The 9,473-nt window shown below is 68.2% G+C and carries 9 protein-coding genes; 1 reads left to right on the top strand and 8 read right to left on the bottom strand.

The features are described from left to right. The coding region (locus ACDP63_RS17995; RefSeq protein ID WP_409928382.1) for a LysR family transcriptional regulator at positions 1-642 on the bottom strand (642 nt) is incomplete at its 3' end. A gap of 98 nt (positions 643-740) precedes the next feature. Then, the gene (locus ACDP63_RS18000) at positions 741-2,018 is read right to left on the bottom strand and encodes a hemolysin family protein (RefSeq protein WP_024843774.1); all 1,278 of its coding nucleotides are present in this window, start codon (positions 2,016-2,018) and stop codon (positions 741-743) included. A gap of 293 nt (positions 2,019-2,311) precedes the next feature. Here ACDP63_RS18000 and ACDP63_RS18005 point away from each other — a divergent pair, with 293 nt between their 5' ends. Continuing rightward, entirely contained in the window at positions 2,312-3,463 is a 1,152-nt protein-coding gene (locus ACDP63_RS18005; protein WP_024843775.1) for a DUF3734 domain-containing protein, read from the top strand. Positions 3,464-3,509: 46 nt separating this feature from the next. On the opposite strand, the gene ACDP63_RS18010 is transcribed toward ACDP63_RS18005, so the two are convergent. The 6 genes from ACDP63_RS18010 to hutU all read right to left on the bottom strand — a co-directional run bounded on the left by ACDP63_RS18010 (position 3,510) and on the right by hutU (position 9,471). After that, complete coding sequence (locus tag ACDP63_RS18010; RefSeq protein ID WP_409928383.1) at positions 3,510-4,613, bottom strand: NADH:flavin oxidoreductase/NADH oxidase; 1,104 nt, start codon at positions 4,611-4,613, stop codon at positions 3,510-3,512. Between the two features lie 156 nt (positions 4,614-4,769). Then, on the bottom strand, positions 4,770-5,540 hold the full coding sequence (locus tag ACDP63_RS18015; RefSeq protein WP_024843851.1) for an amino acid ABC transporter ATP-binding protein: 771 nt from the start codon (positions 5,538-5,540) through the stop codon (positions 4,770-4,772). Positions 5,541-5,544: 4 nt separating this feature from the next. Next, positions 5,545-6,207: an amino acid ABC transporter permease gene (locus ACDP63_RS18020; protein WP_024843852.1), complete on the bottom strand. Its 663-nt coding sequence runs from the start codon at positions 6,205-6,207 to the stop codon at positions 5,545-5,547. Next, on the bottom strand, positions 6,207-6,854 hold the full coding sequence (locus tag ACDP63_RS18025; RefSeq protein WP_024843853.1) for an amino acid ABC transporter permease: 648 nt from the start codon (positions 6,852-6,854) through the stop codon (positions 6,207-6,209). The genes ACDP63_RS18020 and ACDP63_RS18025 overlap by 1 nt, the downstream gene beginning before the upstream one ends. 69 nt (positions 6,855-6,923) lie before the next feature. Next, positions 6,924-7,742 carry a transporter substrate-binding domain-containing protein gene (locus tag ACDP63_RS18030; RefSeq protein WP_024843854.1) on the bottom strand — a complete coding sequence of 273 codons (819 nt, stop codon included), beginning with the start codon at positions 7,740-7,742 and terminating at the stop codon, positions 6,924-6,926. 64 nt (positions 7,743-7,806) lie between these two features. After that, complete coding sequence (gene hutU / locus ACDP63_RS18035; protein WP_024843855.1) at positions 7,807-9,471, bottom strand: urocanate hydratase; 1,665 nt, start codon at positions 9,469-9,471, stop codon at positions 7,807-7,809. Positions 9,472-9,473: the final 2 nt, after the last annotated feature.

Raw genomic sequence — 9,473 nt, forward strand, 5'->3', positions numbered from 1 at the left:
CAGCCCGCAGACCTCCAGCGCCTGATCGCGCAGGCAATGGCCGTCGGCCAGCAGCAGCAGGCGGTCGGCCTCGATGCTTTCGGGCCGGGCCGGGCCGGAAAGCAGCGTGGTGTCGCGGCCCGACAGCGCGACCAGAAAGGCGTCGCGCAGGACCGGCTCGGCCTCGATCCCCGGCTCGTTGACCGGCAGGGCCATGATCCCGGCATCGAAACGGTGGCCCAACACGCCCGAGACCACCTCGTCGGTCGCGATCTCGTGCAGTTCCAGGTCCAGCATCGGGTGGCCGGCGCGCAGGGCCGGCACCAGATGCGGGATCAGATAGGGTGCCACCGTGGGAATGATCGCCAGCCGCAGCCGCCCCGACAAGGGCAGCCGCCCGGCCCGCGCCAGCGCCTCCAGCCGCTTGGCGGTGTCGATCAGCTCCTGCGCCACCGGCAACAGCCGCTCACCCAGCGCGGTCAGCCGCACCGGCCCGGCCCCGGCACCGCGTTCGAACAGCGCCCCGCCCAGCCGCGCCTCGAGCTGGGCGATCTGGCTGGACAGGCCCGGCTGCGAGACATGCACCGTCTCGGCCGCGCGGCCGAAATGGCCCAGCCGGGCCACGGCAAGGAAATAGGTGATCTGGCGCAGGGTGAAATTCATAACCAAGAGTTATCAAACCCGCGGGAAATCACAAGCGTTCTTTCCCGCCCGCCGGCAGGGCCCCATGATGGACCAGGCCGGCGGATCAGAGTGGCGGATCAGAGTGGCAACCGCTGGACCAGCAGCTTGTCGATGCGGCGATGGTCCATGTCCACCACCTCGATGCGCCAGCCCTGCCAGTCCACGCGATCCCCCGCCTGCGGCAGCCGGCCGGCCAGGTCCAGCACCAGCCCGGCGACGGTGGAAAAGTCGCGATCCTCGTCCAGCGGCACCGACAGCCGGTCGGCAAATTCGTCGACCGGCATCCAGCCGGCCACCAGCAGGCTGCCGTCGTCGCGCTCGACCAGCTTCGGCTCGTCGTCGTCGAGCCCGGCGAATTCGCCGGTGATCGCCTCCAGCACGTCCATCGGCGTCACCACGCCCTCGAAATGGCCGTATTCGTCATAAACCAGCAGCATCTGCCCCGGCGCGGCGCGCAGCCGCGCGATGACCTCGGGCGCATCCATGGTCTCGGGGATGATCGGCGCAGGCTGCATCACCTGGCGCAGGTCCACCGCCTCGGCGCGGCTTTGCGACATCAGGTCCACGCTGGCAATGACGCCGATCAGGTTGTTCGGGTCGCCGTCGCTGACCGGCAGGCGGGTGCGGCGGCCGTCGCGGAACTTGCGCGCCATCTCCTCCCAGCTGTCGCCGACATCGACGGCCTCGATCTCGCGCCGCGGCGTCATCAGCCCGCGCGCGCTGCGGTCGGCGATGCGCATGACCCCGGCGATCATCTCGGTCTCGGCGCGGTGCATGACGCCCGCCGTCTCGGCCTCCGAAATCACCAGCTTGATCTCCTCGTCGCTGATGGTCTGCCGGTCCTCGCCCGACTGGCCCAGGGCCGCCAGGACCAGCTTGCCCGAACGGTCCAGAAGCCAGACCAGCGGCGCCGCCCCGCGCGAGATGGCCAGCATCAGCGGCGCCACCCGCACGGCGACCCGCTCGGGCGCCTTCAGCGCCAGTTGCTTGGGCACCAGCTCGCCCACGATCAGCGACAGATAGGTGATGGCCACCACCACGCCGCCCATGCCCAAGGGCTGCGCCAGCGAGGCCGGCACCCCCCAGCCCGGCAGCGCCGCCGCCAGCCGCGCGCCCAGCGTCGCGCCGGAGAATGCGCCCGACAGGATGCCGACCAGGGTGATGCCGATCTGGACCGAGGACAGGAACCGCCCCGGCTCCTCGCCCAGCGCCAGCGCGGTGGCGGCGCCGCGGTCGCCGCGTTCGGCCAGCACCTTCAGCCGCGCCGGCCGGGCCGAGACGATCGCCAGTTCCGACATGGCCAGAAGCCCGTTGAGCAGGGTCAGGACAAGGACGACAAGGACTTCGATCCACATCAAAGGGGCTCGCTCGGGTCAGGGAGATGCCGGAAGGCGGCTTGGCATGGCAGGCCGCGCCTGTCGGAAGGGTCGTCGATCATGCGCTTGTCGGCGGCTGGCTCCGGCTGTGTCATGCCCCAATATATCGGCTGGCGCGGCCGTGACAATCTCCCAGGCGGAAATTGCGCGGAACGCAACGTCACCTTGCCGCTTTTTACCGTTTTTTTCTTTCGTTCTTCTGCGCATTATGGAAATTTTCCATCCCCGAGACATGGCGCGACGGGACCGGACCACAGCATTCGAGGCCACAGATGAAGGACAGAACCGGGGAAATAACCGAGAAGGTCGTCTTCGTCCTTCAGGGCGGCGGCGCGCTGGGGGCGTTCCAGGCCGGCGCATATGAGGCACTGCATCGCGCCGGGCAGGAGCCGGAATGGCTGGCCGGCATCTCGATCGGCTCGATCAATGCCGCGCTCATCGCCGGCAACCGTCCCGCCCGGCGGCTGGAGGCGCTGCGCCGCTTCTGGGAAGAGGTGACCGGCGCGCCCTGGCTTTTGGGCTCGTGCTTCGAGGGCGGGCCGCTGCACGAACAGATGCGCGCGGTCTGCAACGAAAGCCGCGCCACCATGTCCACCATGCTCGGCGCGCCCGGCTTCTTCCGCCCGCGCGTCCCGGACCTGTTTTCCTTCCTGCCCGGCCTGATGCGGCAGACCAGCTGGTACGACACCTCGCCCCTGCGCGACACGCTGCTGACGCTGATCGACTTCGACTATCTCAATGCCGAAGGCCCGCGCCTGTCCATCGGCGCCGTCGATGTCGAGACCGGCAACTTCACCTGTTTCGACAGCCGCGAGACGCGGATCACCGTCGATCACGTCATGGCCTCGGGCGCGCTGCCGCCGGGCTTTCCCGCGGTCGAGATCGCGGGGCGGCACTATTGGGACGGCGGGCTGGTCTCGAACTCGCCGCTGCAATTCGTGCTGGCGGTGCCCAGCCCGCGGCCGCTCTGCATCTATCAGGTGGACCTCTACCCGTCGCGCGACATCCTGCCCCGCACCATGGCCCAGGTCGAGCAGCGCGAGCGCGAGATCCGCTTTTCCAGCCGCACCCGGCTGAACACCGACGAATTCCGCATCCGCCATGCGCTGGCCAGCGCGGCGCGGCGGCTGCATGCGCGCCTGCCGGCCGAGTGGCGCGACGACCCGGATCTGGCGATGCTGATCGAATCCGGCCCGGCCCATCCGGTCAGCCTGATGCACCTGATCTATCGCCATGCCGATTACGAAAGCGCATCCAAGGATTACGAGTTCTCGCGCCTGTCGATGCTGGACCATTGGCGCGACGGGCTGCGCGATGCGGAACGCTCGCTCGCCGATCCGCGCTGGACCGGGCGGCAGGTGCCCGAGGACGGGCTGATGATCTTCGACCGCAACGACCCGCACCGGCAGGACACCGCGGTCTGAGCCCGAGGCGGCACCGGCGGGAAAGCCGGCGCCCGTGCGGCGGCGGTCACTTGCGAAACAGATCCCGCAGCCCCGAGGGCTGGCAGCGCCAGAACTGCGGCGGCGCCGAGACGCTGGCGCCCAGCTTCGCTGCCGCGTGCCAGGGCCAGCGCGGATCGTAAAGCACCGTCCGGGCCAGTGCGATCATGTCGGCATCGCCGGTGGCGACGATGGCCTCGGCCTGCTCGGGCTCGGTGATCAGGCCCACGGCGATGACCGGGATGTCCACGGCCTGCCTGACCGCCCGCGCCAGCGGCACCTGGTAGCCGGGACCGACCGGGATCTGCTGGCGCCGGTCCAGCCCGCCGCTGCTGACATGGATGGCGGCGCAGCCCCGCGCCTCCAGCGCCTGCGAAAAGGCGATGCTGCCGGCAATGTCCCAGCCGCCCTCGACCCAGTCGGTGCCCGAGATGCGCACCGTGACCGGATGGCCCGCCGGCACCGCGTCCCGCACCGCCTCGAAAACCTCCAGCGGAAAGCGCATGCGGTTTTCCAGGCTGCCGCCATAGTCGTCCTCGCGCCGGTTCGACAGCGGCGACAGGAACTGGTGCAGCAGATAGCCATGCGCGGCATGGATCTGGATCGCGTCGATCCCCAGCCGCACCGCGCGGCGCGCCGCCTCGGCAAAGGCGTCGCGCACCCGCGCCAGCCCGGCGCGGTTCAGCGCCAGCGGCGGATTCTCGCCCTCGGCGAAGGGCAGGTCCGAGGCCGAGACGGTCTGCCAGCCATGCGCCGCATCCGGCGCGATCTGCGCCCCGCCCTCCCAGGGCTTCGCGGTCGAGGCCTTGCGCCCGGCATGGGCCAGCTGGATGGCGATGGGCATGTCCGACCAGGCGCGCACGCCCTTCAGCACCCGGTCCATGGCTGCCTCGGTCGCATCGTCCCACAGGCCGACATCGGCATAAGAGATGCGGCCCTCGGGCAGGACGGCGGTGGCCTCGATGGTCAGGATCGCCGCGCCGGAATGCGACAGCGCGCCCAGATGCATCAGGTGCCAGTCGGTCATCCGCCCGTCCTCGGCCGAATACATGCACATCGGCGCGATCACGATCCGGTTCGCGAGGGTCCGGCCGCCGATGGCGATCGGCTGGAAAAGCTTGGGTTGGGGCATGGGGGCATCCTTGCTGCTACCCGTCTCAGATATACCGCAACCGTCCGGCCGCAAGCCCCGGCCCGCGCGCTTCTTCCTTGTAGAAATATCCTGGGGGAACGCCGGACCGGCCCCGTCGAGGGGCCGGTCCGGCGTGGGGGCAAAGCCCCCTCCCGCTCAGAAGCTGTTGCGCTCGTGATAGGTGCGCAGGAAGCCCTGGATGCGCGGATCCTCGGGGTGGTGCAGGATGCGGCCGGGACTGTCGACGCCCACCAGCTCGCCCTTTTCCATGAAGGCAACCTGGTCGGCGACATGGGCGGCAAAGCCCATCTCATGCGTGACCACCACCATGGTCATGCCCTCCTGGGCCAGCGTCTTCATCACGTTCAGCACCTCGCCCACCAGCTCGGGGTCGAGCGCCGAGGTCGGCTCGTCGAACAGCATCAGCCTGGGCTCCATGGCGATGGCGCGGGCGATGGCGACGCGCTGCTGCTGGCCGCCCGACAGGCGCGCGGGGTGATTGCCCATCTTGTCGGCCAGCCCGACCTTGGCCAGCGCCTCGGCGGCGCGGGTCTCGGCCTCGGCTTTCGACAGGCCGCGCACCCGGATCAGCCCCTCGGCCACGTTCTCCTTGGCGGTCATGTGCGGCCACAGGTTGAACTGCTGGAACACCATGCCGATGGAGCGGCGCATCTCGCGCAGCTTGCGTCCCGACATCTTCCGCCCCGGCGCCTCGTAGCCGATCAACTGGCCGTCGATGCGGATCTCGCCCGAGTCGTATTCCTCGAGGAAGTTGATGCAGCGCAAGAGCGTGGACTTGCCCGAGCCCGAGGGCCCGATCAGGCAGGTCACCTTGCCCGGCGGGATGGACAGGTCCACGTCCTTCAGCGCGTGGAAGGGGCCGTAATACTTGTTGACCTTGCGGATCTCGACGGCGGATGCCTGCATCGGCTCAGGTCCTTTCGATCAGGTGTTTGGTGATGCGCGCCTCGAACCGGCGGCCGACGCGCGAGATGGTCTCGACCAGCGCCCAGAAGAACAGCGCCAGCACCAGGTTCGCCTCGAGATAGCGGAAGGTCTCGGTGGACATGCGGCTGACCTGGTACATCAGCTCGGGCACGGTGATGATCGACAGGATCACCGTCTCCTTGGTCAGGATGATCGAGAAATTGACCAGCGCCGGCAGCGACGAGACCAGGCCCAGCGGCAGCAAGATGCGGCGCACGATGATGGGCTCGGCCATGCCGATGGCGCGGGCGGCCTCGATCTGGCCATGCGGCACGGCGCGGAAGCCCGAGCGGAAGATCTCGGCGAAATAGGGGCTGCCATAGATGGTCAGGCCCAGCAGTCCCGCCGGCAGCGCGTCCAGCCGCAGCCCGACCAGCGGGCCGCCGTAATACAGCACGAAAAGCTGCACCAGGAAGGGCGTGCCGCGGATCACCTCGATATAGGCCTGGATGATCCAGCCCAGCCAGCGCGGCCCATAGCGTTGCATGAGCGCGATCACCAGCCCCAGCGCCATGCCGAAGATCGTGCCCAGGATCCAGCACAGCACGGTGACGCCAAAGCCCCTCAGCAGGGCGGGGCCGTATTGTTCAAGGATGCTCCATTCCATCAGACGGCCGTCCTGTGTTCAAGGTAACGCCCCAGCGCCGCAAGGCACAGGTTGATCGCCAGGTAGATGCAGGCGGCGGCGATATAGACCTCCAGCGGGCGGAAGGTGGTCGCGGCCTGCGCCTGGCTGGCACGGGTCAGTTCCAGGATACCGACGACCGAGACCAGCGAACTGGCCTTGACCAGCAGGATCAGCTCGTTGACCAGCGCCGGCAGCGACATGGTGAAGGCCTGCGGCAGGATCACCCTGGTCCAGACGTCGCGCGGGGTCATGCCGATGGCAACGGCGGCCTCGGTCTGGCCGCGGGGCAGCGCCGCGATGGCGCCGCGCCAGATCTCCGAGATATAGGCGCTGGCGCAGATGCCGACGGTGACGACCGCCGCGAAGATGGCCGGCACGTCGATGCCGATCACCGGCAGCGTGTAGTAGAACACCAGCAGCTGCACCAAGAGCGGCACCCCCCGCAGGAAGCTGACCCAGATTGCCGCAAATCCGCGCAGGGCCCGATAGGGCGACAGCCGTGCCGCGCAGATCAGCGTGCCGATCACCAGCCCCAGCGCGATGCCGAGGCCCGAGATCAGCAGCGTATAGCGTGCCGCCCAGAACAGCGGCTCGAAGCTTTGAAGAAAGACCGGGATCGAAAACATGCGCGCCTCGGCTTGGCCCTTGGGGACGGGGCGGGGAACGGGCGGGACCAGGCCCCGCCCGCCAGCGACTCAGTTGGTCGGAACTTCGCGGGGCAGTTCGGTATAGCTGCCCAGCCATTTCTCCTGGATCGCCTTGACCCGGCCGTCATCGGTCATTTTCAGCAGCGCGTCGTTGATGGCCTTGGCAAAGCTTTCGCTGGCCTCCTCCTTGCGCAGCACCCAGGCGAAATAGGTCGGCTGGCCGAACTGGGCCGGCTCGAACAGCGCGAAGGTCTCTGGGCGGTTCTTCACCAGATAGGTCAGGTTCGGCAGCGAGCCCGCCACCGCGTCCAGACGGCCCGCGGCCAGGTCGGCATAGGCTTCGTCCGTGGTGCCGTATTCCTTGACGTTCACGCCGCCCAGGCTTTCGCCATAGGCTTGCAGCTGACGGAACTGCGCGGTGCCCTGCTGGACGCCGACGGTCTTGCCCTTGATGTCCTCGGGCTTGCTCAGCTCGGTGTTCGAGGCCGCGCGGACCAGCGAGACGGTGGCATCGGCGATCGGCAGGGTGAAGGTGTAACGCTCCAGCCGCTCGGGGGTGATGGTGACGGGCGCGATGACGATGTCGAACTTGCCGACTTCGAGGCCCGGCAGTTCGGCGGTCCAGGGAATGTCCTGATAGACCGGCGCGACGCCGATTTCCTTCGACACCTCGTCGAACAGATCCTTGGTCATGCCCTCGTACTGGCCGTTGTTCAGCATGTCGAAGGGGGCATAGTGCATGTCGGTCGCGGTGACGATCTTGCCGGCGGCCTTGATGTCGTCGAGCTGGTCGGCCGAGGCCGCCGAGCCGAGCGCAAGCGCGGAAAGCCCGAACAGGGCGGCCTTGAGGCTGGTCTGGAAGGTCATGTCTGTCTCCTAGTTGGACGGTAAGGGGCGCGGCCCCGGTGCGTTGCGACGCCGCGCCTATGGATCAGAGAATGGCGGGCAGATTCAACCCGTGCTCCCGCGCGCAGTCCAGCGCGATCTGATAGCCCGCGTCCGCGTGCCGCATGACGCCGGTGGCCGGGTCGTTCCACAACACGCGGGCCAGGCGCGCATCGGCCTCTTCCGACCCGTCGCAGCAGATCACCATGCCGGAATGCTGGGAAAAGCCCATGCCGACGCCGCCGCCATGGTGCAGCGACACCCAGGTCGCGCCCGATGCGGTATTCAGCAGCGCGTTCAGCAGCGGCCAGTCGGAAACCGCGTCCGAGCCGTCCTGCATCGCCTCGGTCTCGCGGTTGGGCGAGGCAACCGAGCCCGAATCGAGATGGTCGCGACCGATGACGATCGGCGCCTTCAGCTCGCCGTTGCGCACCATCTCGTTGAAGGCGAGGCCCAGCTTGTGGCGCAGCCCCAGGCCGACCCAGCAGATCCGCGCCGGCAGGCCCTGGAAGCTGATGCGCTCCTTCGCCATGTCCAGCCAGTTATGCAGATGCGGGTCGTCGACCAGTTCCTTGACGCGTTGGTCGGTCTTGTAGATGTCCTCGGGATCGCCCGACAGCGCCGCCCAGCGGAACGGGCCGATGCCCTTGCAGAACAAGGGCCGGATATAGGCCGGCACGAAGCCCGGGAAGGCGAAGGCGCGCTCGAAGCCCTCTTCCAGCGCCATCTGGCGGATGTTGTTGCCGTAATCGACGGTCGGGATGCCCTGGTCGCTGAAGGCCACCATGGCCTCGACCTGCGTGCGCATGCTGGCGCGGGCGGCGCGTTCAACCGCCTTGGGGTCGGTCTCCTGGCGGGCACGCCATTCGGCGACGGTCCAGCCCTGCGGCAGATAGCCATGCACCGGGTCGTGCGCGCTGGTCTGGTCGGTCACGATGTCGGGGCGCACGCCGCGCTTGACCAGTTCCGGGAACACCTCGGCGGCATTGCCGATCAGCGCCACGGATTTCGCCTCGCCGGCCTTGGTCCAGCGGTCGATCATCTCCAGCGCCTCGTCGAGGCTGTGGGTCTTTTCGTCGACATAGCGGGTGCGCAGGCGGAAATCGGCGCGCGTCTCGTCGCATTCCACCGCCAGGCAGCAGGCCCCGGCCATGACCGCGGCCAGGGGCTGGGCGCCGCCCATGCCGCCAAGCCCGGCGGTCAGGATCCACTTGCCCTTGAGATTGCCGCCGTAATGCTGGCGCCCGGCCTCGACGAAGGTCTCATAGGTGCCCTGAACGATGCCCTGCGAGCCGATATAGATCCACGAGCCGGCGGTCATCTGGCCATACATGGCCAGGCCCTTCTTATCCAGCTCGTTGAAATGGTCCCAGTTCGCCCAATGCGGCACCAGGTTCGAGTTGGCGATCAGCACCCGCGGCGCGTCCTTGTGGGTCTTGAACACGCCGACCGGCTTGCCGGATTGCACCAGCAGGGTCTCATCGGTCTCCAGCTTCTTGAGGCTGTCGACGATCAGGTCGAAATCCTTCCAGGTGCGGGCGGCGCGGCCGATGCCGCCATAGACCACCAGCTCATGCGGGTTCTCGGCCACGTCGGGATGCAGGTTGTTCATCAGCATCCGCATCGGCGCCTCGGTCAGCCAGCTTTTCGCGCTGATCTCGGTGCCGGTCGGCGGGAAAATGTCGCGGGTATTGTGCCGGGGATTGTCCATCT

The sequence above is a fragment of the Paracoccus sp. P2 genome (genome assembly GCF_046335115.1).
Classification (GTDB): domain Bacteria; phylum Pseudomonadota; class Alphaproteobacteria; order Rhodobacterales; family Rhodobacteraceae; genus Paracoccus; species Paracoccus pantotrophus.